This window comes from Mesorhizobium sp. M1307, assembly GCF_040318155.1.
In the GTDB taxonomy this organism is placed as follows: Bacteria; Pseudomonadota; Alphaproteobacteria; order Rhizobiales; family Rhizobiaceae; genus Mesorhizobium.
The window spans coordinates 24961-47903 of record NZ_JAMYLR010000008.1; the positions used below are offsets into that span (position 1 = coordinate 24961).

The window sequence follows — 22943 nt, forward strand, 5'->3', positions numbered from 1 at the left end:
AAAATGCGCGCCGTCATTCCGGACGGCGCGCGACAAGCCGAAGACTGTCTCAGGCCGGGCTCATCAGCGCCGGCAGAAGTGCGCCCGACACATGCTGCACGACATTGACGCCCTTGGCATGCACGATCGGCTGCGCATACTGGATCAGCGGCAGCACATAGGCCTGTTCGGCGATGTATTTGTCGACGGCCTTCCAGCCGGCAATGCGCTTGGCCTCGTCCTTCTCGCCCCATAGTGGATTGATCATGTCGATCAGATCCTGACTGTCCCACACCGAATGCGGGCTCGGGCCATACATGGCAAAACCGGTCGAGGTGGTCGGGTCGCCGATGGCGTTGCCCCAATTGTAGAAGGCCGCCGGCGCCAGCTTGTCGGCGGCGCGCAGCTCGTAGTGCTTGGCGATCTCGTAGACCTCGATCGTCGCCTCGATGCCGACCTTGCGCCACATGCCGACGATCGCCTGGATCATCTCGTAGTCCTTGGGCTTGAAGCCCTTGGTCGTCTGTATCGTGAACTTGACCGGCTTTTCCGGCGAATAGCCGGAGGCGGCCAGCAGTTCCTTGGCCTTGTCCGGATTGTGCTCCACCTTGATCGACGCATCGTAGGCCGCGTATTCCGGCGTCTCCAGCGTATCGATGGGCTGGCCGTAACCGCGCAGCAGCCGGTCGACCAAAAGCTTTTTGTCGACGGCCATCACCGCTGCCTGGCGCACGTTCTTGTCCAGCATCACGTCGATGTCGTTGAAGAAGATCATGCCGATGTCGGAAACGTTCTTGCACGAGCCGGCAAGTCCATCCTTGGCGATCAGGCGGTCATATTCCTCATAGGGGATTTCCAGCGTCACCTGCGAGGAACCGGACTCGATCTCGGCGACGCGGCTCGCCGCATCGGTGACGAACTTGATGGTTACGTTTTCGAAGGCCGGCTTGCCGCCCCAGTAGTTCGGGTTGGCCTTGAGCCGCAGGAAGGCGTTGCGCTCGAATTTGTCGACCATATAGGGCCCGGTGCCGATCGGGGCTTTCTCAAAACCCTCGGCGCCGACCTTTTCGTAATAGGTCTTCGGCATGATGTAGCCGGTCAGGAACGACATCCACTTGAAATACACCGGGTCGAATTGCACGACGTCGCCGGTGATCTTGTTGCCGTCGATCTTGAAGTTGTTGACGTTCTTCCAGACGAACTGGATCGGGTTGCCGGTCTTTTCATCGCCCGCCCGCTGCAGCGACCAGACCACGTCTTCGGCCGTGAATGGCGAGCCGTCATGCCAGGTGACGCCCTCGCGCACCGTCATCATGATCTTGCTGCGACCCTCGTTCCAGCCCCATTCGGTGAGCAGGCCGGGCGCGAAAGAAAGATCCGGCTTCTGCGGGATGAACTGGTCGAACACCGACTGGTACAGACCCTGGATGGTCGGGTTGACCGCCGAAGGCCCGGTGGTCGGGTCCCAGGACGGCAAATTGACATTGTAGGCGATGGTCAGTTCGCCGGCAGCCTTGGCGATTTGCGGCAGGCCGAGCGCCGTGGCGCCAAGTGCGGCCGCGCCATATCCGAGCAATTCTCGTCTGTTGATTGTCATGGTCGTTCCCCTGTTGCTTTTATGCGCGGTGTCGTTGTCAATCGGTGGGTTCAGGCTCCTTGGGCAACCGCGCCTTGTCCTCCTTCACCCTAGATGAAAAATGGAGCCTACCTCCCGCCAAGTTGTTGCGCGAGCATGAAGCCCGACGCCGCCCCGGTGCCGGCGCCGGGCCATGTTGCCGCCCCGGTCAGATGCAGATTGCCGACCGGCGTGTTCCAGCCGGCGTAACCGCGCACCGGCCGGAACAGGAAATTTTGCGCCAGATGATGGCTGCCACAGATCTGGTCGCCGCCGACAAGGTTCGGGTTCTCGCGTTCGAGGTCGATGGGCGAGAATACGGCGCGGCCGAGGATCTTCCGACGAAGGCCGGGCGCATAGCGCTCGATAATGTCGAGGACGCGCCCGGCGTAGTGCTCCCTAGCCTCGTCCCAGTGAGCCGCCGCGATCGTGCCCGCCGCATCGCCTGCAATCTCGGCTGGCAGCATGCGCACCTGCACCCAAAGTACGTGCTTGCCGTCCGGCGCGCGCGAGGGATCGACGGCCGTCGGCTGGCCGACGACCAGCACCGGTTCGTCCGGCAGCATGCCTGCCATCGCCTGCTGGTAGGTCAGCGACATGGCGTCGAGCGACGGCGAAAGGTGCACATAGGCGAACTGCCGAAGCTCGGCGCCGGCGCGCCAGTCCGGCAGATCGTCGAGCGCCAGATGGATCATCAACGTCCCCGGCGCGTGGCGGAATTTTTTCACGGCCGTGTCGAAGCCGGTGTCGCCCGATCCGCTAGGCAACAGTTTCCCGGTCAGCGCCTTGGGCGCGACACCGGCGATGACGGCCTTGGTGGCTGTGTGGGTCTCGCCGGAAGCGAGCCGCACGCCGGTCGCTTTGCCGGCCGAAACCGTGATCTCGGCTACATCAGCCCCGGTGACGATCTTGCCGCCGGCGGCCGTGAGCATGCCCGACAAAGCGCGGATAATCGTGTCGGCGCCGCCTCTGCCGAGCACCATGCCGAAGCACTGGTTGGCCATGGATTCGAGGTAAGGGAACACCGCGCCACCGGCGATATCGGGGGCGAAGTCGAGATGCATGCCCCAGGTGGCGAGCGTCGCCCTGACATGCGGTGACTGGAAAGTCTCCTCGAGCCAGGCGCGGGGTGACGAAAGCAGCAACCGACCAGTATCGAGCGCGCCGGCAAAACCCTTCTTGCGCCAGAGGTTCCAGGCGGTGCCGGCGAGCGCACGGCCGCTCATCGGCGAGCCCAGCAGCCGGAACAGATGCTCGGCCTCCGCCGGGAATGCCGCAACCAGACGGCGCCATGTCTGTGCGTCGGCGTCGGAAAAAGCGGCCGTGCGCGAGGCGGTCTTTTCCAGGTCGCTGCTGACGCCGAACCAGCGACCGTCGGGGAAGGCGCTGGCAAAACAGTCGGCCACCGGCACGAATTCCAGCCCGTGGGTTTTCAATTCATTTGCATATTTCTTGTGAAAGGCCGAGCCGGCGAACAGGCTGAGATTCATCGCGCCGAAATCGTGCCGGAAGCCCGGAAGCGTCAATTCGCGCGTCTGGACGGCGCCGCCGATCGTTGCATTACGCTCGAAAACTGCCGTTTTCCAGCCTTTGAGCGCCAGATGCGCGGCGCATGCCAGACTGTTGTGGCCTGCCCCGACAAATATGGCGTCGAACTCGCTCACGCCCCGTCCCATTTCCTTTACGCTTAAAGATAATTGCAGATGCATATGTTTTCGTCTAGTAGGATATTAAGGGCCGCGAGAGCCTTCAGCACCATCGAGAAAGAGGGAACAGAGACCATGGACACACAACAACTTCTAGGCGAAGTCGCCGGCCAGCTGCTTTCAGGCGCCATCCAGGTGGTCGACCTGACGGCGCCGCTCGGGCCCGACACGCCGCTGATCAAGCTGCCGCCGGAGCTGGCGGTGGACACGCCGAAGGTCGAGATCCACGCCATCTCCGCCTATGACAAGAATGGCCCGTGGTGGGCGTGGAACTGGCTCAAGCTCGGCGAGCATTCGGGCACGCATTTCGACGCACCCAACCACTGGATCACCGGCAAGGATTATCCGGACGGCGCCACCGACACCATTCCGGCGCAGAACTTCGTCGGCCCGGTCAACGTCATCGACTGTTCGAAGCAAGCGGCAGCCGATCACGATTTCCTGCTCACCGTCGATCACATCAAGGCATGGGAAGCCGAACATGGCGCTATCAACCCCGGCGAGTGGGTGGTGATGCGCACCGACTGGTATAAGCGCAACGGCTCGGAAGCCGAGTTCCTTAACGCCAACGAGACCGGACCGCACACGCCTGGCCCGACCGCCGAAGCCATCCAGTATCTGATTAGCAAGGACATCAAGGGCTGGGGCAGCGAGACGATCGGCACGGATGCTGGAAAAGCAGGGGGAATGGAGCCGCCGTTCCCGGCGCACAGCCTGATGCACAAGGCCAACCGCTACGGCCTCGCCAGCCTCTGCAACCTCGACCGGCTGCCGCCGAAAGGCGCGATCCTGATCGCGGCGCCGCTCAAGATCGAGCACGGCACCGGCAGCCCGATCCGCGCGTTGGCGTTGGTGCCAAGGCAATAGGGTAGCTGCGGTCTTCGGGAGAAGATCATGTGCGGAAGTGGCACTGTGGTGACGGAGTGGGAGCGGCAGCCTTGCAAAGCTGCGGCTCTACGGCGCCGTAGAGCGCCAATCTCTGCAATTGAACTCCTGCCGGCTAGGAGCACGCATCGATGAGCGCTCCCGATCACATCGTCGTCGGCAGCGGCATCAACGCGCTGGTCTGCGCGGCGATGCTTGGCGGCAAGGGGGCGAAGGTGCTGGTGCTCGAGCGCAACGACCGCATCGGCGGCTGCATGCGCACCGAAGAAATCACCGCGCCCGGCTTCATCCACGACGTGATGGCGACGACCTTTGTCCTGTTCATCACCTCGCCTGCCTATGCGGCGCTGGGCAAGGATCTGGCGCGGCACGGCCTGGAGTTTTGCAACACCTCCACGCCGACCGGTGTGCTGCGCCCGGACGGCAGCCATGCCGTCCTGCGCACCGATCGTATCGCCAATGTAGCGGCGATCAATGCGCTTGCCGCGGCCGACGGCGACCGGCACGCAAACGATGTCGGCGAGATCGAGCGCAACGCCGGTCTGCTGTTCGGACTGCTCGGTGGCAGCCTGTGGTCCTACCCGACGGCCAGGCTGCTGGCGGGTGAAGCCTGGCGGCGCGGCCCGCGTGGCCTTGCCGCCTTTCTCGGCAGCGCGCTGGTTCCGGCGCGCGGTTGGCTGGAAAGCACCTACCAGTCGGAAACCATGCGCGCGCTGTGGGCGCCCTGGGTGCTGCATGCCGGCCTCGGGCCTGAGGACGCGTTCTCCGGCCAGATCGCCAAGGTCATCGCTTTCGCGCTTGAGGCGGCCGGCGCGCCGATCGTCAAGGGCGGTGCCAGGAATCTGCTGGCCGCCTTCGAAGCCCTGATCAGGGAACGTGGCGGCGAAATCCGCACCGGCGCCGACGTCGCGGCTATTGTCCAAAGCGGAGGCCGCGCCGCCGGCGTGCGGCTGGCTTCGGGCGAAACGATCAACGTGAACAAGAGCGTCATCTGCTCGGTCACGCCGACCCAGCTCTACGAGCGGCTGCTCGGCGACGCGGCGCCGAAAGCCGACGTCGAGGCAGCGCAAAAATACCGCTACGGCAAGGGCAATTTCCAGATCCACTATGCCTTGGACAAGCCGCCGGCATGGCGCGGCGAGGGCCTGGACAAGGTCGCGCTGCTGCATCTGACGCCGGGGCTCGACGGCGTCTCGAAGGCCTGCAACGAAGCCGTGCGCGGCATGCTGCCGGAGGTGCCGACCATCTGCGTCGGCCAGCCGCACGCGCTCGACCCATCGCGCTGCCCGGACGGCAAGGCGGTCCTGTGGCTGCAACTGCCCGAGGCGCCACGGCATATCAAGGGCGATGCCGCCGGCAAACTGCAAACACCGGCAGACGGTCGCTGGACCGAGGCGCTGCGCGAAGCCTATGCCGACCGTGCCGAAGCGATCCTCGCCAGCCATATCGATGGGTTCAAGGACAGCGTCATCGCACGCCGCGCCTGTTCGCCGGCCGACCTGGAAGCGATGAACATCAATCTGGTCGGCGGCGATCCCTATGGCGGTTCCTCGGCCATCGACCAGTCGTTTCTGTGGCGGCCGTTCAAGACGAGCCGCAATCACGCCACCGGGGTCAGGGGTCTCTACCACATCGGTGCCTCGACCCATCCGGGTGCTGGCTTGGGCGGCGGCTCCGGCTTTCTCCTGGCGGGGAGGCTGTGATGGAACAGAAGGTTGAAAAGCGCCAGCGCATCTCGACTTTGGGCCAGATCGGCCTGCAGCAATTCGCGCCCTATCTGATGAACCGCATCATGGGCCGCTACAACGCCACTTTGCGTGACAATTTCCGCAGGCAGGGCCTGACCATTCCGCAGGTGCGCACGCTGGCCGTGTTGTCGGTCACCGATGGCGTCACCGTCAACGATCTCTCGGTCTATACCGTCATCGAGCAGTCGACCTTGAGCCGGACGCTCGACACGCTGGAGGGGCAAGGGTTTGTGCGGCGCGAGCAGGGGGTCACCGACAGCCGTATCCGCCATGTGTTCCTGACCGACGATGGCCGCGCCGAGTTCGCGCGCGCCTGGCCGGCCATGCACGACGCTTTCGAGGCAATGTTCGACGATGTCGACGATGCCGAATACGCGGCGCTGATCGCGACATTGCAGAAGATGCTGAAGAACATTCGCAAGCACGACATCTGATCTTACGCGCCGCCATCGGGGCGGTAACGGAAGGAGCCCAAAATGGCCGAACGGTCTTTTGCCAAGGAAGTCGAAAAGCTCAGGCTCGGCGCCGGCGAGGAGTTTTCCGGCGAAGGCATTCTCGCCATCACCAAGGCGCTGCTGCAATGCGGCGTCGGCTATGTCGGCGGCTATCAGGGCGCGCCGATCAGCCATTTGATGGACGTGCTGGCCGACGCGCAGGATATCCTGGGCGAGCTCGGCGTGCATTTCGAGGCGAGCGCCTCGGAAGCGACCGCCACCGCCATGCTGGCGGCATCGGTGCACTATCCGATCCGTGGCGCGGCCACCTTCAAGTCGACGGTCGGCACCAATGTCGCCTCCGACGCGCTCGCCAATCTCGCTTCCGGCGGCGTCACCGGCGGTGCATTGATCATCGTCGGCGAGGATTACGGCGAAGGCTCCTCGATCATGCAGGAGCGCAGCCACGCCTTTGCCATGAAGAGCCAGGTCTGGCTGCTCGACCCGCGACCGAACCTGCCGTCGATCGTCAAGGCGGTGGAGGACGGCTTCGAGCTGTCCGAGGTTTCCAACACGCCGGTCATGCTGCAGGTCCGTATTCGCTGCTGCCATGTCCACGGCCATTTCATCGCCAAGAACAACAAGCGCCCGGCAATGACTGTGGCCGATGCGCTCGAGGCGCCGCGCCGCGACACCGGCCGCATCGTGCTGCCGCCCGCGTCCTTCCTGCACGAGAAGGAAAAGGTGCAGAAACGCTGGCCGGCGGCGGTGGATTTCATCCGCACCAACAAGATCAACGAGTTTTTCGGCCCGGAGCACGGCTCGGTCGGCATCGTCATGCAGGGCGGCATGTACAATTCGGTCATCCGGGCGCTGCAGCGGCTCGGCCTCGCCGACACTTATGGCGACACCGACGTGCCGCTCTATGTGCTCAACGCCGTCTATCCCTTAGTCGACGACGAGTTCCTGTCTTTCTGCGAAGGCAAGGACGCCGTCCTCGTCGTCGAGGAAGGCCAGCCCAACTACATCGAACAGGCCTTTGCCGCGATGCTGCACAAGGCCGGCCGCGGCACCAGGCTCGTCGGCAAGGAACATCTGCCTATGGCCGGCGAATATACCGGCCAGGTGATGCTCGACGGCATCGGATCGTTTCTGCGCGCCACCATCCCGCATCTGCTGCCAAGCGAGGTCCGCGCGCCGAACAAGATCGGCGACGGGCTCGACACCGCCGACCTGATCAACGTCGTCCCGGGCCGGCCGCCCGGCTTCTGCGTCGGCTGCCCGGAGCGGCCGATCTTCGCCGCCACCAAGCTGGTCGAGCAGGAGCTGGGCAAGCACCACATCGCCTCCGACATTGGCTGCCATCTGTTCTCGATCATGCCGCCTTTCGAGCTAGGTGCCACTACCATGGGCTACGGGCTGGGGCCGGCCTCGGCTTCGGCGTTCAATTCGCCGGACGCCAAGCGCCGCTCGATCTCCTTCGTCGGCGACGGCGGCTTCTGGCACAACGGCCTGACCTCCTCGGTCGGCAATGCCGTGTTCAACAAGAACGACGGCGTCATCGTCATCGTCGACAATTTCTATTCGGCCGCGACCGGAGGGCAGGACATCCTGTCGTCCCGCGCCGGCAACAAGACCAAGTCGACCAAGCACCCGATCACCGAGGCGGTGAAGGGCATGGGCGTCAAATGGCTGCGCCACATCGACCGCACCTATGACGTAACCAAGATGCAAGACACGCTGCGCGAGGCGCTGACGACGGACGAGAAGGGCCCAAAAGTCATTGTCGCCTCGTCCGAATGCATGCTCAACCGGCAGCGCCGCGAAAAGCCGCTGGTCGACAAGGCGATCAAGGGCGGGACGCGCATAGTCAAGCCGAAATTCGGTGTCGACGAGGATATCTGCACCGGCGACCATGCCTGCATGCGGCTGTCCGGCTGTCCGTCGCTTTCGGTGAAGTCGCTCGACGATCCGTTGCGCGACGATCCGGTGGCGCATATCGACCAAAGCTGCGTCGGTTGCGGCAATTGCGGCGAGGTCGCCGATGCGGCGGTGCTCTGCCCGTCCTTCTACCGCGCCGATGTCGTGCACAATCCGAGCCGCTGGGACCGTTTCCTTGGAGCCGCGCGTCGCGCCACGATCAGTCTCTTGCAGCGGCGCCGTGAAAGCCGGCGCCTGATATTCGCCGATGCTTGACGCCGTTCCATCAACCCGTTCAAAGGCCGGCGCGCCGGACGACGAGCGCGTCATCAAGCTTGCCGTGCTGGCGGTCGGCGGCCAGGGCGGTGGTGTGCTGGCCGACTGGATCACCGACGTCGCCGAGCGCAACGGCTACGTCGCGCAATCGACCTCGGTCGCCGGCGTCGCCCAGCGCACCGGCGCCACCATCTATTATGTCGAAATGTGCCGCGACACCGGCCGCCTGCCGGTCTTCGCGCTGTCGCCGTCGCAGGGCGACGTCGACATCCTGATCGCCGCCGAACTGATGGAAGCCGGCCGCGCCATCATCCGCGGCTTCGTCACGCCCGAGCGCACCACGCTGATCGCCTCGTCGCACCGCATCGCCGCCGTCTCGGAGAAGATCGAGCCCGGCGATGGCCTCGCTTCGTCCTCGAAGGTGCATGCCACGGCGGAAGCCGCGGCCAAGCGCTTCATCGCCTTCGACATGGAGAAGATCGCCGCCGACAATGGCTCGATGATCTCGGCCAGCCTGCTCGGCGCGCTGGCCGGCTCCGACGCCTTGCCGTTCAGTCGCGAAAGCTATGAGCAGGCGGTCAGTGCCGGCGGCCGTGGTGTCAAGGCCAGCCTCGCCGCCTTCGGCGCCGCCTACGATCGGGCGCGCGGCATCGCGAGTGCGCCTTCGGGCGACAAGACTGCAGGGCCGGCGGCCGCTGAAACCGGCTCGGGCGCCGCGACAGAAGTCAGCGGCCCGGAAAGCCTGTTGAAGGGCTGGCAACAATTGGCGTCGCGCGTCGCCACGCTGCCTGTACCCGTGCGCGACATGGCGCTTCGCGGCCTGAAAAAAGTGGTCGACTATCAGGACGTTGCTTATGGCGGCGAGTATCTCGATAGGCTCGACCGGGCCGTCGCTCTGGACGATGCCGAACACGCCTACGCGCTGTCGATTGCCGCCGCCAAGCATCTGGCCAACGCGATGTGCTACGACGACATGATCCGCGTCGCCGACCTGAAGACGCGCTCGAGCCGCGACCGACGCGTACGCCGCGAGGTCGGCGTCAAGGACGGCTCGGTCCTGCAGGTGACCGAATATTTCCATCCGCGCATCGAGGAATTCTGCGGCACGCTGCCGGCCGGGCTCGGCAACTACATCGAAAGCCGGCCGAAGCTCGCCGCCTTCCTCGACCGCCGCATCAATCGCGGCCGTCACATCCGCACCGACAGCTTTGCCGGCTTTGCCGCATTGTGGTTCATCGGCGGCCTGCGCCGCTGGCGCCGCCGGCTGCTGCGCCACAAGGTCGAGACCGCGCATCTCGAGCGCTGGTATGCGCTGGCGCTGGGCCAAGTCGGCCAGGACTACGCGCTTGGTACGGAGATCCTCAACTGCCGCCGGCTGATCAAGGGTTACAGCGACACCCACGCCCGCGCCCAGTCGAAATTTGACCGGGTGCTGTCGGCGCTCGACCTGGTCAAGGGCCGTCCGGACGCCGCCGACTGGATCCGGCGCCTGCGCGAAGCAGCACTGAAGGACGAGAAGGGCGACATGCTCGACGGCGCGCTGAAGACGGTGGCGTCGCTGGGTGACAATCGGGTGAGCTGAGGCGCTCGTTCAACCCCGGCTGCAACTCAGTCTGTCGTCCGTGTCGCCTTCGACGCGGCAGTCTGCACGGCAATTCTCAGGCCAATGATCTCGGCGATCGCCGCCTCCAGCACCAGGACGATCGTTTCCTTTGCCATATCATCGAAATTTTCGGCGACATAGCTCAGGTCGCTTAGGACATCGTCTTCCTTTTCCATTTTTCTCCCCTGTTGAACGTCAGGCCGGAACCGCCGACGATGAGATGTTCGCCGTGAGTCAAGATCGCAGCGCGGAAAGCGGGCGTATTTCCTTATTTAGCATTCAAGCCCAAATAAGTTTCTGCGGGGCGGGCCCTACGCAAGCGATTCTAAATGCTGGGAAATTGTTGGTGCCGCTTAGGTGACTCGAACACCTGACCCCATCATTACGAATGATGTGCTCTACCAACTGAGCTAAAGCGGCCCGGGAAGCCGAGCTTCCAAGATGGGCTGCGTGATAGACGCAACCGGCCGCGAATTCAAGATGGCAGTCGCGATTTCAGGACGAGGCAATTCGTGCCGCCTCCGGCCGGGCGCAAGGGCCGCCGCCGCGCGGATCTACCATTGGCCGCGTGATGCCGCATCGGCACGCCGCGCGACCGCCACGTTGGCCGTGACGGGAAAATCAGCGAAAAATGTTGATTCCTTTACCGAAAACCGCCGAAATGAGCTTTGTGCCCCTCGGCAAGGCAGAATGCGGCCGCTCGCTTGTTGATTGATTGGTCGCCTGCGGCTAACGATCATGACAAAGTGAGTGAAATTGCAGAGGGAATTCGCTTGGACGCGATCGAAAAAGCGATCCGCAATGCCTTCGAGAAAGGCAATGCCGACGACCGGGCGTTTCGCGAGCGGGTCTATCGATCGGCTTTCGCGGCACTCGACCGTGCCCTGCAGGCCAATCCAAACGTCACCGTGGAAGTCGCCATCAAGCGCCGCAAGGCGGTCCAGGCGAAGATCACCGAAATCGAATCGGAATTCCTGCCGGCGGTTGCCGACGTCGCCGCGCCGACCGACAGTTTGCAGGCAGCACCGGCGGTGGAGCCTCCGGCCGAAGCCGAAGCCGAAGCCGAGCCCGCGCCGTCGCCCGATGTCGTCGTTGAGGGTCCGGCGCAGCCGCCCGAATCCGATGCGCCCCGGTCGCGCGTCTTGCCGGTCGTCCCCGACATCATGCCCGACGCGCCTGTTGCCGAGGCGCCGGTGATCGACATGGGGGCCTCGGTTCCGACCGAAGCCGACGTCGAAACCGACGACGCGGAAGTGACGCCCGACCGCGACGACCGGCGGGCGAGACGGCGGCGCCTGCCCTTGACCGCGATCTTCTTCGGTGTGACGCTGCTCGCAGCCGCCGGCATCGGCCTTTATTTCGCCAACCAGACCGGCGTCTTCAAATCGGCGACCGAGCTCGACACAGCCCCACCGGAAGCGCCGCCAACGGTCGACGGCGAAGATTTCACGCCGGACGACACCGCTTCGCCGCCGAAGCAGGGCGAGCAGGACGAGGCGCGCGACTGGATCAACGTTTTTTCGCCGGGTGACCCGACGCAGGTCAATGCACCGTCGGACGCCAAGGCCGACGTCATCCAGGACGAAAGCGGTTCCTTCCTGCGCATCCGCTCGGGGGCATCCGGCTCGGCCATCAGCTTCGACGTCGGACAAGGCGTGTTGGAAAAACTAGCCGGCAAGCATGCCACATTCGACATCATCGCGCGCTCCGAGGAGGGGCAGGAGACGCAGATTTCCGTCGATTGCAATTTCGGCGAACTCGGCGACTGCGGCCGCAAGCGCTATGCGGTCGGTCGCGAGCGCAATGAATATCTGTTCGACGTGCGCTTTCCCGACAAGCGTCCGGGTGCTGCCGGCACCATCGCCATCAATTCCGACTTCGACAAGCAGGGCAAGTCGGTCGACATCTACGAGATCCGCGTTTCAGTCGTTCCCTAAAGCACGTCGCATTCGGACCGGCCTCATGCGACGCACTTTAGGTTCTTGTTTTGATGCATGTCGTTACCGCAAAACCGCTGCACACTTTTTGCGCGACATGCATTAACTATCGAGCAGCGCCTGCAGCGTCTCGATGCGGTCGGCTTCGGCGGCCGGCTTGTCCCAGCGCAGCCGCGAAATGCGCGGAAAGCGCATGGCAACGCCGGATTTGTGCCGCGTCGAGCGGTTGAGCCCTTCGAAGGCTACCTCAAGCACCAGCCCGTTCCTGCGGTCGGCACGCACCGAGCGGACCGGGCCAAAGCGCTCGATCGTATTGTCGCGGACATATTTGTCGATCTGCCTCAGTTCCTCGTCGGTGAAGCCGAAATAGGCTTTTCCCACCGGCACCAGCTCCTCCGATCCTTCCGGCCCGGACCAGACGCCGAATGTGTAGTCGGAATAGAAGCTCGAACGCTTGCCGTGGCCGCGCTGGGCATACATCAGCACCGCGTCGACCGTGTGCGGATCGCGTTTCCATTTGAACCACGGGCCCTTCGGCCGCCCGGCCACATAGGGCGAATCCCAGCGCTTCAGCATGACGCCTTCGATGACAGGATGCAGCGGCTTGCGGCGCAATTCCTCCAGCGCCTGCCAGTTGGTGAATTCGACCAGCGGCGACAGATCGAAGCGGCCCGGATCGAGCGTCCTGACGAAGGCCTCGAGCCGGCCGCGCCGTTCGCGGAAGGGAAGTCCGCGCACATCCTCGTCACCAATCTGCAGCGCATCGTAGCAGCGCATGAAGGCGGGGTATTGCTGCTGCATCTTGGGTGACACGCTCTTGCGGTTCAGCCGCTGCTGCAGGTCCGAGAACGTGCCCGTCGCCTGCCTGGGGTCTCCCACCAGAAGCTCGCCGTCGAGGGCGCCGGAAAAATCCATCGCCTCCGCAAGGTCCGGAAAGGCACCCGAGACATCGTCACCGGTGCGCGAATAGAGCCGACGAATGCCGCCTTCGCAAACCGCCTGGACGCGGATGCCGTCCCATTTCCATTCGGCCGCGTAGTCGGCCGGGTCGAGCTTTTCGAGGTCGCCGTCGCCGACGGCATTCGACAGCATCACTGGCCTGAACAGCGCCAGCGCCGTCTTCCTGGGTTTTTCTGCCTTGCCCTCCAGCCAGGCGAACAGAGCCGTATAAGGCGGCGTCAGTCCGTGCCAGAGTTCCTCGATCTCGGCGATATCGACCTTGCCGAAATCGGCCAGCGCCTGCTTGGCGAGCCGCGCCGAGACACCGATGCGCAGGCCGCCGGTGACCAGCTTTATGATGGCAAAGCGCGCAGAAGTGCTGGCGCTGTCGAGCAGCCGGGCCAGCACCTGCGGCCCGTCGGAACGGCTCGCCGCCTGCAGCTTGGCCACCACCTCGGCCAGCGTCGGCTCGTGGTTCGCAATATCGAGAGGCGATTGCGGCCAGACCAGCGACACGGTCTCGGCCAGGTCGCCGACATAGTCGTAGGAATAGCCGAACAGCACCGGATCCATGCGCTCGATCACCAGAGTGCGCAGCATCGCCGGCTTGACCGCGGTGATGGACAGATCGCCGGTAATGGCCGCCAGCGCCAGCCCGCGGTCCGGATCCTCGACGCTGCGAAAATAGTCGGTCAACAGCGTCAGCTTGCCGTTGCGCGACGGCGTCAGCACCAGCCGGTCGAGAAGCTCGGCGAAGCGGTTCATGGGAGGGGCGACGCCAATGGGAAAGGCTTGCGTTCTGTCGCGCCCCCCTCTGTCCTGCCGGACATCTCCCCCTCAAGGGGGGAGATTTGCTGTCGCGACTGCTTTCGCCAATTTCCAACGTTGCAGGATGAGCGGCAAAACCAAAGCTGCCGATCTCCCCCCTTGAGGGGGAGATGTCCGGCAGGACAGAGGGGGGCGCCCCAGAGCGCCGTACCGGCGATTGCTGGATCCAAAGACACCATCAATCGCCCTCGTCCTCATAACCAACCAGATGCAGCGGCCGAGCCGCAATGCCTTCGAGTTCGCACCAGCGCACCAGCGCCTCCTCGCGGCCATGCGTCACCCAGATTTCTTCCGCGCCGGTCTCCTTGATCGTCGCCGTCAGTTCGTCCCAGTCGGAGTGATCGGAGATGATCAGCGGCAGTTCGACGCCGCCCTGCTTGGCGCGCTGGCGGATGCGCATCCAGCCTGAGGCGAAGCACGACATCGGATCGGGAAAACGCCGCGCCCAGCGATCGGCGAAGGCGGATGGCGGGCCGATGACGATGGCGCCGGCAAAGTCGCTTTTTTGGCCGGTCTCGACGGTCGCCGGTTCCAATGTGCCGAGATCGATATTCTGGCTCTGGTAATACTCGCTGAGCTTGGCCAGCGCGCCGTGGATGTAGATAGGCTTTTCGTAGCCGGCATCGCGCAGCAGCCGCATGACGCGCTGCGCCTTGCCCAGCGCATAAGCGCCGACCAGATGCGTTCGCTCGGGAAACTGTTCGGTCGATTTCAGCAGCCGGGCGATCTCTTCGGAATCGGGCGGATGCCGAAACACCGGCAGGCCGAACGTCGCCTCGGTGATGAAGACGTCGCATTTGAGCGGCTCGAACGGCTCGCAGGTCGCGTCCTTCTGGCGTTTATAGTCGCCGGACGCGACGATGCACGTGCCCTGATGCGCGACCTTGATCTGCGCCGAGCCCAGCACATGGCCGGCCGGGTGAAAGCTGACGGTGACGCCTTCGAGCGCAATCGTCTCGCCGAGCACGGCGGCTTGCGTCGTTCCGGCAAAACTGTCGCCGTAGCGCAGCCCCATGATGTCGAGCGTCTGCTGCGTCGCCATCACCGAGCGGTGGCCGGAGCGGGCATGGTCGGAATGGCCATGTGTGATCAGCGCCCGGTTGACCGGCCGCACCGGGTCGATGAAGAAATCGCCGGGCGGGCAATACAGCCCTTCCGGCCGGGGATGAAGCAGGTCGCTGGCGCGCATGGCCCCAAGATAGGCGCTAATTCCGGCGCGGGAAGCCTGTTGTAAGTCACTGCTGACTCCAGCATAGAGCGCAAGCCGGCTGCAAACACCCGGCGGAACCGATCGCATGAAACCGCTCCAGACCTCGTCCGGCGATTTGACCGCCGACCGCCGCGCCGACTATGCCGAAATGCTCTATGCGTCCGGCGATCATGCGGCAGCCGCGGAATTGCTGCTCGGCGCGCTCGAACTGGCGCCGCAATGGCCAGCCGGCTGGTTCCGCCTCGGCGAGATGCAGGAAGCGGCAGGCGCGCCCGATCGTGCCGCGCAGGCCTGGACGACGGCACTGCGGCTCGACCCGGCGGACAGGCTCGGCGCGGTGCTCAAGCTGCAATTGATCGGCAGGGCAGCGGCGGCCCAGGCGCCGCCCAGCGCCTTTGTCGAGACGCTGTACGACCACTATGCCGGGAGTTTCGAGGCTGAACTGGTCGACAGGCTCGGCTATTGCCTGCCCGAATGTCTCGACCGCAGTATCCGGGCGGCACGGCCGGGCCGGTTTTCGCTGGTGCTCGATCTCGGCTGCGGCACCGGCCTCATGGGCCAGAAGCTGCGGCCGATCGCCGACCGGCTGGAGGGTTACGACATCTCGGCCGCCATGCTGAGGCAGGCGCGCGCCAAAGGCGTCTACGATCTGCTCGTCAAGACGGACCTGCAGGATTTTTGCTATTCTGGCCCGAAAGCCGATCTGGTGACGGCGGCCGATGTGTTCATCTATGTCGGCGCACTCGACACGGTGGTGAACAAGATTGCCGGAATGCTTGCCGGAGGCGGTCTGTTTGCGTTCTCCGTCGAGACGCTCCTTGGCGGCCACTCGTCTGGCAGCGGCGATTTCGCCTTGCTGCCGTCCCGCCGCTACGCGCATTCCCAAAGCTATGTAGAGCGGGTTCTGGACGCCAACGGCTTTTCGGTCCTGTCGCTGCAGGCAACAATCATCCGGCAGGATCGCCGCCAACCGGTCGAAGGGCTGGCCGTAGTGGCAAGCTTGCTTTCCGGCAGCGTAAAATCTGGCTAAGACTCCTGCCGCTGCGCATGAGAAGCCGCAGCTGCGAAAGACAAGGAGCACGTTCATGCGCTGGAACATGATTGTCTTGGCATCTTGCCTGGCGATGGCCGGCTGTGTCGGCAATTCGATGTCCGAACGGCAGGACGAAAACGTCCAGTCCTCGCTGCAGTATGACAAGGTGCCTTGCGATCAATTGCTGGCGCAACGAAACGGCCTGGCGCAGCAATATCATCTGCCGGTGGACGCCAAGCCGTCCTTCTCCAACCCGGCGACGGGCTTTGGCCCGTTCACGCCGGATATGCGCTCGAAAGCCAAGCGCGACGCCGACCAGGCAAGCGGCAAGATCGACGCCATGAACCGGTCGATCAGCCGGCGCGAATGCGGCAAGCCGGCCAAGCAGAACAAGCTCGGCCTGACCTGACCGGATCCTAATCCGCCACCTTCCACTGCTCGCGCGAGGCGCTGGCGGGATAGACGCCGAGGATGCGCATTTCGCGCGAGAAAAAGCGCAACTCGTCGAGTGCCAGCTTCACCAGCGGATCGTCGGGATGGCCCTCTATGTCGGCGTAGAACAGCGTCGCCGTAAACGCGCCGAGCTGGTAGCTTTCCAGCTTGGTCATGTTGATGCCGTTGGTGGCAAACCCGCCCATCGCCTTGTAGAGCGCCGCCGGCACGTTGCGCACGCGGAAGATGAAGGTCGTCATCATCCTGGCGTCGGCCGAGGGGCGCTCGGCCCATTGCTTGTTCTTGGTCAGCACGACGAAGCGGGTGACGTTGCTGTCGGTGTCCTCGACATTCTCTTCGATGATGTCGAGCCCGTAGAGCGTCGAGGCCAGCGCCGGCGCCAGCGCGGCCATGGTGCGGTCCTTCATCGCGGCGACCATCTTGGCGGCGCCCGCGGTGTCGCCGGCCACCGTCGCCTTCCAGCCGTTCTTGCGGATGTATTTGCGGCATTGGCCGAGCGCGTGGATGTGGCTGTGCACGGTCCTGATCTCGTCGCGCCTGACGCCGCGCAGCACCATCAGCTGGAAGTGGATCGGCAGAAAGTATTCGCCGATGATGTGCAGCTTCGATTCCGGCAAGAGGTGATGGATGTCGGCGACGCGGCCGGCAATGGTGTTCTCGATCGGGATCATGGCCAGATCGGCCTTGCCGGTCTCGACGGCGTTGAAGGCGTCCTCGAAGGTCGGGCACGGCAACGGCTCCATCGACGGGAACATGTTGCGGCAGGCGGTGTCGGAATTGGCGCCCGGCTCGCCCTGGAAGGATATTTTGTTGGTCTTTTCAGGCATGCGCGGAGTCTCGGGAATTGGGGGAAGAATTTCTTAGTTGGAAAGGAGCGCCCTGGCGCGTTCGAGATCGTCCGGCGTATCGACGCCAAGCGGCACCGACTGGACGATCTCCGCATCGATGCGCATGCCGGCCTCCAGCGCCCGCAATTGCTCCAGCCGCTCGCGGCGCTCCAGCGGCGACGGCCTCAGCGCAACGAAGCGTTCGAGTGCGGCGCGGCGATAGGCATAGAGGCCGATATGATGGTAGAGCGGGCCTTCGCCCCAGGGGGCGGTGGCGCGGGTGAAATAGAGCGCCCTGAGCCGTGTCGCCGAGAGTGGCGAGCCGACCAGCTTGACGACATTCGGATTGGTCTTTTCCTCGTCGCGGACGATCTCGACGCAGAGCGTGGCGATATCGACCGCTGCGTTCTCGAAAGGCTTCAGCGCGGCGCCGATAACAAGGGGGTCGATGGTCGGCAGATCGCCCTGCACATTGACGATGGTCTCGACGCTGTTGCCAGGGTCGAGAATGGTCAGCGCTTCGAAGATGCGGTCGGAGCCGGTTTCGTGGTCCGCCCGCGTCATCACCGCCTCGAAATCATGCGCGCGCACGGCATCGGCGACGCTCTGCGTATCGGTGGCGACGACCACCCGGCCGAGCCCGGCCTCGGCAGCGCGGCGGGCGACGTGGACGATCATTGGAGTGCCGGCAATGTCGGCGAGCGGCTTGCCCGGCAGGCGGGTCGAGGCCATGCGGGCCGGGATCAGGATGAGCGTGGACATGAGGCGGGCAAAGGGCTCGAAAAAGAGGAGGACAAAGTGGCAAAAGGTCTCACTGGCAGCGCCCTTATAGGTGTTGCAACGCCGGAGCAAAAGACCTAGTTTCCGCGCGATTTGGCCGGTTCCACCGGGTGGATCACGATACCGACGGACGGAGTGGACGGATCGGTCCGCCGGAAAAGGGAGCCTGGGGCGTATGGATGCCAACGAAGTCAACAAGCTGCTCGCCGGTCTCCTCGGCACCGTGTTCATCGTCTTTTCCGTTGGCATCGTGTCCGACGCGCTGTTTGCCTCGCCGGCACCGGAAAAGCCCGGCTTCGCCATCGAGGCGACCGAGCCCGCCGAAGGCGGCCCGGCCGCTCCCGCCGCGGCCGTGAAGCCGATTGCCGAGCTGCTGACCACTGCCAACGCCGAAGCGGGCGCCGCCATCTTCAAGAAATGCCAGGCTTGCCACTCCGGCGAAAAGGGTGGCCCCAACAAGGTCGGCCCCGATCTCTGGGACATCATCGACCGTCCGGTCGCCGAGCATGAGGGCTTTGCCTATTCGGCCGGCATGAAGGAGTTCTCCAAGGGCGGCAGCGAGAGGTGGACCTACGACAATCTCAACCACTTCATCACCTCGCCGAAGAAGTTCGTGAAGGGCACCGCGATGGGCTTCGCCGGCCTGCCGAAGGATGAGGACCGCGCCAACGTCATCGCCTATCTGCGCACGCTGTCGGACAATCCGAAGCCCCTGCCGGCGCCCGGCGCCTCGGCCGAAAATGAGCCCGCCAAGCCGGCCGAAGGTGCGGCCCCTGCCAAGCCGGCAGAAGGCGCGGCGCCAGCCGCTCCGGCCGCACCCGCAAAATAACAAAACCGTAATGACATAATCCTTGAAAAAGCCGGGTTCAGCCCGGCTTTTTCGTTAGGAAAAATGCATATGCGACGACAAAGCCGCTCGGTTGCGGTTTTCAGCGCCGCCAAATGATCTAGATTGGGCCCAGACGCTATGGTGACGGCGCTATATCGCGAAGAGGAGAACGCATGACGGTTGGCCGAGCGCGGGCGCTTCTGAAATCAGTGCTGTTTGTGGCTGCTTTTGCCGGCGGCCTGCAGGCGGCCTTCGCGGACGAATGGCGCACGACCTCGTCGCTGATCGGCGAATCCAAATACGGCGACAATTTCCAGCACTACGACTACGTCAATCCGGATGCGCCGAAGGGCGGCACAGTGAACTCAGTCGTGCTCGGCACGTTCGACAGCTTCAACCCCTATATCGTGCAGGGTTCGCCGGCCGCCGGCTTCGCGCAGTTCGGCGGCGGGCTGCTCTACGACACGCTGATGGAGCAGGCGACGGATGAGGGCAGCGTCAACCATCCGCTGATCGCCGATGCCTACAAATACCCGGCCGACTATTCCTCGGCGACCTACAGGCTCGATCCGCGCGCGAAATGGCATGACGGCCAGCCGATAACGACCGACGATGTGATCTGGTCGTTCCAGGTGCTGAAGGCCAACAGCCCGATGTACAGCCGTTATTTCGAGAACGTCACCGACGCGGTTGCGATCTCCGACCGCGAGGTGGAGTTCCATTTCAACCAGAAGGGCAACCGGGAGTTACCTCAAATCCTCGGCGGTCTCGTCGTGCTGCCCAAGCACTGGTGGGAGGGCACCGACGCCAACGGCAAGAAGCGCGACGTCACAAAGCCGACGCAGGAGCCGCCGCTCGGCTCCGCCGCCTACAAGATCGCCAGCTTCAAGCCGGGGTCCGAAATCATCTGGCAGCGCGTGCCGGACTACTGGGCGGCCAAGCTGCCGGTGAAAGTTGGCCGTGAGAATTTCGACAGGCAGCGTTTCACCTATTTTCTCGACGACAATGCCGCCTGGCAGGCCTTCACCAAGGGCGGGCTGGACGACATCAAGCCGGAGAACAGTTCGAGGCGCTGGAACACGGCCTATGACTTCCCGGCAGTTCAGGCCGGCGACGTCATCAAGAAGGAATTCAAGACCGCGTCGCCCGAACCGATGCAGGCCTTCATGCTCAACACCAGGCGCCCGCTGTTTAGGGATCGCCTGGTGCGCGCCGCGTTGATGTATCCGTTCGACTTCGAGACGATGAACCGGACCCTGTTCTTCGGATCCAACACCCGCACCAGCAGCTATTTCCAGGGCACTGAGCTGGCGTCGAGCGGCCTGCCGCAAGGCAAGGAACTGGAAATCCTCGAGCAGTACCGCGACAAGCTGCCGCCTGAAGTCTTCACACAGGAATTCAAGCTGCCGGTCTACGACACCGCCCAAGCGGAGCGCAAATACCTGAAAACCGCGGTCGATCTGTTCGCCAAGGCTGGCTGGGTGATCAAAGGCGGCAAGATGGTCAACGCCAAGACCGGCGAGCCATTCAAGTTCGAAATCCTCGGCTGGAACGACACCGACCAGGTCATCGCCAGCCCCTACATCGCCAATCTGCGCAAGATCGGCGTCGACGCAACGCTGCGCCTGATCGACCAAACCCAGTATATCAACCGAGTCACTCACTTCGACTTTGACGTGGTCACTTCGATACTCGGGCAGTCGGACTCTCCTGGCAATGAACAGCGCGATTTCTGGAGTTCCAAGGCCGCCGATTCGCCGGGATCGCGCAATTACGCCGGCATCAAGAATCCGGTCGTCGATGCCTTGGTCGACCGGGTCATCTTTGCCACCGACCGCGACGATCTGGTTGCCGCCACCCATGCGCTCGACCGGGTGCTGCTGTGGAACTACTATGTCGTGCCGCAATATTACCGTGCCGTGGTCTGGCTGGCCTACTGGAACAAGTTCGGCATGCCGGAGAAGCAGCCCGCCTATAGCGGCGTCGACCAGAATTCCTGGTGGATTGATCCGGTCAAGGAAAAGGCGCTGGCGGCCAAATACAAGAGTGGCAATTGATGACGGCGCTGCCCCGTCGCGACTTCCTCGCCCTGGGCGGTGCCGCCGCGGCCGCGGCGCTGCTGCCCGGCCGGGCTTTCGCCGCCATCCCGACCGGCGTGAAGCTGCACGGCCTGTCGGCCTTCGGCGATCTCAAATATCCTCCGGATTTCGCGCATTTCGACTATGTCAATCCGGACGCTCCCAAGGGCGGCCGGATGAATTTCGCCCCGCCGAACTCCACCCTCAATCAGAGCTTCCTGACTTTCAACACGCTGAACTCGCTGGTGTTGAAAGGGGATTCGCCGCCGCGCACCGAGCTCTGCTTCGATTCCCTGATGGCAAGGGCAGTCGATGAGCCGGATGCGGTCTACGGCCTGCTTGCCGAATCCGTTACCTTGTCGCAGGACCGCAACGGCTTCCGCTTCAGCCTGCGGCCACAAGCGCGTTTCCATGACGGCTCGCCGCTGACCGCCGAGGACGTTGCCTTCGCCTTGAACCTCTACAAAGATCGGGGACATCCGAACCTTTCCCAAGCGCTGCGGCACATGACGGATGCGGTCGCAATCGATCCGCTTACAGTCAGCCTTACCTTCAACGGCCAACAGTCGGCGCAGAATATCCTCGCGATCGTCGTAATGCCGATCGTGTCCAAAGCCTTCTACACGGCCAATGATTTCGACGCCTCGACGTTAACCCCACCGCTCAGCTCCGGACCATACAGGGTGGGACGGGTGGTGGCCGGGCAGACTGTCGAGTATGAACGCGTCGCCGATTATTGGGGCCGCGATCTGGCCGTGAACCACGGCCTTAATAATTTCGACCGCATCCGTATCGATTTCTATCTCGATCGCCAGGCGGCCTTTGAAGCGTTCAAGAAAGGCGATACGCATTTTCGCGAGGAATTCACCGCGCGGGTATGGGCGACCGGTTACGACTTTCCGGCCCTGAAGGACGGCAGGGTCGTCAAACGCGAATTTCCCGGCGAGAAATCGCCCGACATGCAGGCTGTCGCGCTGAACCAGCGCCGGCCGCAATTCCGCGATGTGCGCGTGAGACAGGCGATCGCCTATTGCTTCGATTTCGAATGGACCAAGCGGGTACTGTTTTTCGGCTCTTACGAGCGCTCGCAATCGAACTTCGAACGATCGGACTACAAGGCCGAGGGCCTGCCCTCGCCTCAGGAACTGAAACTGCTTGAGCCGTTTAGAGCCGAGTTGCCGCCGGAAACCTTCGGCGAACCGGTGGTGCAACCCGTCTCGGACGGTTCCGGTCACGACCGTAAGGTGCTGCGCGAAGCTTCGAGACTGCTTGCCGAAGCCGGCTGGAAGCGAGCGGGCAATTTCGTCGTCAATGAGAAGGGCGAGCGACTGCGGGTGGAAATGCTGGCCGAGGACGAGGGTCTCGTTCGCATTTTCGCGCCGTGGTCCGAGAATATGAAGGCGATTGGCATCGACGCTTCGATCCGGCAGGTCGATTCGACGCAATTTGAAGCGCGGCAAAGCAACTACGATTTCGATTTCAACATGCTACATTGGTTGATCGGGGCGACGCCTACTGCCGACGGCCTGGAAATCCTCTACAATTCCCGGATGGCGAAAACGCCGGGGATGCGCAACTATCCGGGCACGGAAAGCAAAGCCATCGACGCGCTGATCGAGGCAGCCGGCAAGGCGCAGAGCCGGATCGAACTCGTCACAGCGCTCAACGCGCTCGATCGGGTCTTGCGCGCGCGGCTAGACTGGATTCCAACATATCATCTGGCGAATCACCGGGCAGCCTTCTGGGATATGTTCGGCTTTCCCGCTCAAAAGCCGGATTACGACTTTCCGGTCGAGACGCTGTGGTGGTTCGACAAAGACAAGGCGGCAAAGATTGGCAAAGCCTGAGATTTTTGCACAAGCG

The 22943-nt window shown here is 63.7% G+C and carries 18 protein-coding genes and 1 tRNA gene; 11 read left to right on the plus strand and 8 right to left on the minus strand.

The annotated features are described in order from the left end of the window. Positions 1-49 precede the first annotated feature (49 nt). Positions 50-1576 carry an ABC transporter substrate-binding protein gene (locus NKH16_RS12230; protein ID WP_352448554.1) on the minus strand — a complete coding sequence of 509 codons (1527 nt, stop codon included), beginning with the start codon at positions 1574-1576 and terminating at the stop codon, positions 50-52. Positions 1577-1683: 107 nt separating this feature from the next. Beyond that, on the minus strand, positions 1684-3258 hold the full coding sequence (locus tag NKH16_RS12235) for a phytoene desaturase family protein (RefSeq protein ID WP_352899567.1): 1575 nt from the start codon (positions 3256-3258) through the stop codon (positions 1684-1686). A gap of 117 nt (positions 3259-3375) precedes the next feature. On the opposite strand from NKH16_RS12235, the gene NKH16_RS12240 reads away from it, so the two are divergent. The 5 genes from NKH16_RS12240 (at position 3376) to NKH16_RS12260 (ending at position 10145) form a co-directional block, all read left to right on the plus strand. Next, complete coding sequence (locus NKH16_RS12240) at positions 3376-4167, plus strand: cyclase family protein (RefSeq protein ID WP_352614544.1); 792 nt, start codon at positions 3376-3378, stop codon at positions 4165-4167. Between the two features lie 149 nt (positions 4168-4316). Beyond that, the gene (locus NKH16_RS12245; protein WP_352899571.1) at positions 4317-5888 is read left to right on the plus strand and encodes a phytoene desaturase family protein; all 1572 of its coding nucleotides are present in this window, start codon (positions 4317-4319) and stop codon (positions 5886-5888) included. Next, on the plus strand, positions 5888-6367 hold the full coding sequence (locus NKH16_RS12250) for a MarR family winged helix-turn-helix transcriptional regulator (protein WP_023676846.1): 480 nt from the start codon (positions 5888-5890) through the stop codon (positions 6365-6367). The genes NKH16_RS12245 and NKH16_RS12250 overlap by 1 nt, the downstream gene beginning before the upstream one ends. 42 nt (positions 6368-6409) lie before the next feature. After that, a complete protein-coding gene (locus tag NKH16_RS12255) occupies positions 6410-8563 on the plus strand; it encodes a thiamine pyrophosphate-dependent enzyme (RefSeq protein WP_352899574.1) in 2154 nt (717 codons plus the stop codon). After that, positions 8556-10145: an indolepyruvate oxidoreductase subunit beta family protein gene (locus tag NKH16_RS12260; protein WP_352899576.1), complete on the plus strand. Its 1590-nt coding sequence runs from the start codon at positions 8556-8558 to the stop codon at positions 10143-10145. The genes NKH16_RS12255 and NKH16_RS12260 overlap by 8 nt, the downstream gene beginning before the upstream one ends. A 26-nt stretch (positions 10146-10171) precedes the next feature. On the opposite strand, the gene NKH16_RS12265 is transcribed toward NKH16_RS12260, so the two are convergent. Together NKH16_RS12265 and NKH16_RS12270 are read right to left on the minus strand one after the other, a co-directional pair. Next, entirely contained in the window at positions 10172-10342 is a 171-nt protein-coding gene (locus NKH16_RS12265; RefSeq protein WP_352743150.1) for a hypothetical protein, read from the minus strand. 168 nt (positions 10343-10510) lie between these two features. After that, positions 10511-10586, minus strand: a tRNA-Thr gene (locus NKH16_RS12270). 353 nt (positions 10587-10939) lie between these two features. On the opposite strand from NKH16_RS12270, the gene NKH16_RS12275 reads away from it, so the two are divergent. Beyond that, complete coding sequence (locus NKH16_RS12275) at positions 10940-12103, plus strand: hypothetical protein (protein ID WP_352899578.1); 1164 nt, start codon at positions 10940-10942, stop codon at positions 12101-12103. A 102-nt stretch (positions 12104-12205) separates the two neighbouring features. Here the strand turns inward: NKH16_RS12275 and NKH16_RS12280 are convergent, their stop codons facing one another. Next, the gene (locus NKH16_RS12280) at positions 12206-13807 is read right to left on the minus strand and encodes a cisplatin damage response ATP-dependent DNA ligase (protein ID WP_352899580.1); all 1602 of its coding nucleotides are present in this window, start codon (positions 13805-13807) and stop codon (positions 12206-12208) included. A 241-nt stretch (positions 13808-14048) separates the two neighbouring features. Next, the gene (locus NKH16_RS12285; protein ID WP_352899748.1) at positions 14049-15059 is read right to left on the minus strand and encodes a ligase-associated DNA damage response exonuclease; all 1011 of its coding nucleotides are present in this window, start codon (positions 15057-15059) and stop codon (positions 14049-14051) included. A 106-nt stretch (positions 15060-15165) separates the two neighbouring features. Here NKH16_RS12285 and NKH16_RS12290 point away from each other — a divergent pair, with 106 nt between their 5' ends. Continuing rightward, positions 15166-16110: a class I SAM-dependent methyltransferase gene (locus tag NKH16_RS12290; RefSeq protein WP_352899582.1), complete on the plus strand. Its 945-nt coding sequence runs from the start codon at positions 15166-15168 to the stop codon at positions 16108-16110. 55 nt (positions 16111-16165) lie between these two features. Beyond that, complete coding sequence (locus tag NKH16_RS12295) at positions 16166-16522, plus strand: hypothetical protein (RefSeq protein WP_352899584.1); 357 nt, start codon at positions 16166-16168, stop codon at positions 16520-16522. 7 nt (positions 16523-16529) lie between these two features. Here NKH16_RS12295 and NKH16_RS12300 read toward each other — a convergent pair whose 3' ends face one another. Beyond that, positions 16530-17393 carry a prephenate dehydratase gene (locus NKH16_RS12300; protein ID WP_023676855.1) on the minus strand — a complete coding sequence of 288 codons (864 nt, stop codon included), beginning with the start codon at positions 17391-17393 and terminating at the stop codon, positions 16530-16532. Positions 17394-17426: 33 nt separating this feature from the next. Then, positions 17427-18155 carry a 3-deoxy-manno-octulosonate cytidylyltransferase gene (locus NKH16_RS12305; RefSeq protein WP_352899586.1) on the minus strand — a complete coding sequence of 243 codons (729 nt, stop codon included), beginning with the start codon at positions 18153-18155 and terminating at the stop codon, positions 17427-17429. Positions 18156-18348: 193 nt separating this feature from the next. On the opposite strand from NKH16_RS12305, the gene NKH16_RS12310 reads away from it, so the two are divergent. From NKH16_RS12310 to NKH16_RS12320, 3 genes are all read left to right on the plus strand, one after another. Continuing rightward, a complete protein-coding gene (locus NKH16_RS12310; RefSeq protein WP_352899589.1) occupies positions 18349-19002 on the plus strand; it encodes a c-type cytochrome in 654 nt (217 codons plus the stop codon). A 173-nt stretch (positions 19003-19175) separates the two neighbouring features. Next, on the plus strand, positions 19176-21059 hold the full coding sequence (locus tag NKH16_RS12315) for an extracellular solute-binding protein (protein WP_352899592.1): 1884 nt from the start codon (positions 19176-19178) through the stop codon (positions 21057-21059). After that, positions 21059-22927, plus strand: a complete 1869-nt coding sequence (locus NKH16_RS12320) for an extracellular solute-binding protein (protein ID WP_352899594.1) — start codon at positions 21059-21061, stop codon at positions 22925-22927. Before NKH16_RS12315 ends, NKH16_RS12320 begins: the two co-directional genes overlap by 1 nt. The last annotated feature ends 16 nt before the right edge of the window (positions 22928-22943 follow it).

Coding starts and splice junctions, on each gene's coding strand:
- NKH16_RS12230 (WP_352448554.1), bottom strand. CDS start 1,576: ATGACAATCAACAGACGAGAATTGCTCGGATATGGCGCGGCCGCACTT.
- NKH16_RS12240 (WP_352614544.1), top strand. CDS start 3,376: ATGGACACACAACAACTTCTAGGCGAAGTCGCCGGCCAGCTGCTTTCA.
- NKH16_RS12245 (WP_352899571.1), top strand. CDS start 4,317: ATGAGCGCTCCCGATCACATCGTCGTCGGCAGCGGCATCAACGCGCTG.
- NKH16_RS12250 (WP_023676846.1), top strand. CDS start 5,888: ATGGAACAGAAGGTTGAAAAGCGCCAGCGCATCTCGACTTTGGGCCAG.
- NKH16_RS12255 (WP_352899574.1), top strand. CDS start 6,410: ATGGCCGAACGGTCTTTTGCCAAGGAAGTCGAAAAGCTCAGGCTCGGC.
- NKH16_RS12260 (WP_352899576.1), top strand. CDS start 8,556: ATGCTTGACGCCGTTCCATCAACCCGTTCAAAGGCCGGCGCGCCGGAC.
- NKH16_RS12265 (WP_352743150.1), bottom strand. CDS start 10,342: ATGGAAAAGGAAGACGATGTCCTAAGCGACCTGAGCTATGTCGCCGAA.
- NKH16_RS12280 (WP_352899580.1), bottom strand. CDS start 13,807: ATGAACCGCTTCGCCGAGCTTCTCGACCGGCTGGTGCTGACGCCGTCG.
- NKH16_RS12285 (WP_352899748.1), bottom strand. CDS start 15,059: ATGCGCGCCAGCGACCTGCTTCATCCCCGGCCGGAAGGGCTGTATTGC.
- NKH16_RS12290 (WP_352899582.1), top strand. CDS start 15,166: ATGAAACCGCTCCAGACCTCGTCCGGCGATTTGACCGCCGACCGCCGC.
- NKH16_RS12295 (WP_352899584.1), top strand. CDS start 16,166: ATGCGCTGGAACATGATTGTCTTGGCATCTTGCCTGGCGATGGCCGGC.
- NKH16_RS12300 (WP_023676855.1), bottom strand. CDS start 17,393: ATGCCTGAAAAGACCAACAAAATATCCTTCCAGGGCGAGCCGGGCGCC.
- NKH16_RS12305 (WP_352899586.1), bottom strand. CDS start 18,155: ATGTCCACGCTCATCCTGATCCCGGCCCGCATGGCCTCGACCCGCCTG.
- NKH16_RS12310 (WP_352899589.1), top strand. CDS start 18,349: ATGGATGCCAACGAAGTCAACAAGCTGCTCGCCGGTCTCCTCGGCACC.
- NKH16_RS12315 (WP_352899592.1), top strand. CDS start 19,176: ATGACGGTTGGCCGAGCGCGGGCGCTTCTGAAATCAGTGCTGTTTGTG.
- NKH16_RS12320 (WP_352899594.1), top strand. CDS start 21,059: ATGACGGCGCTGCCCCGTCGCGACTTCCTCGCCCTGGGCGGTGCCGCC.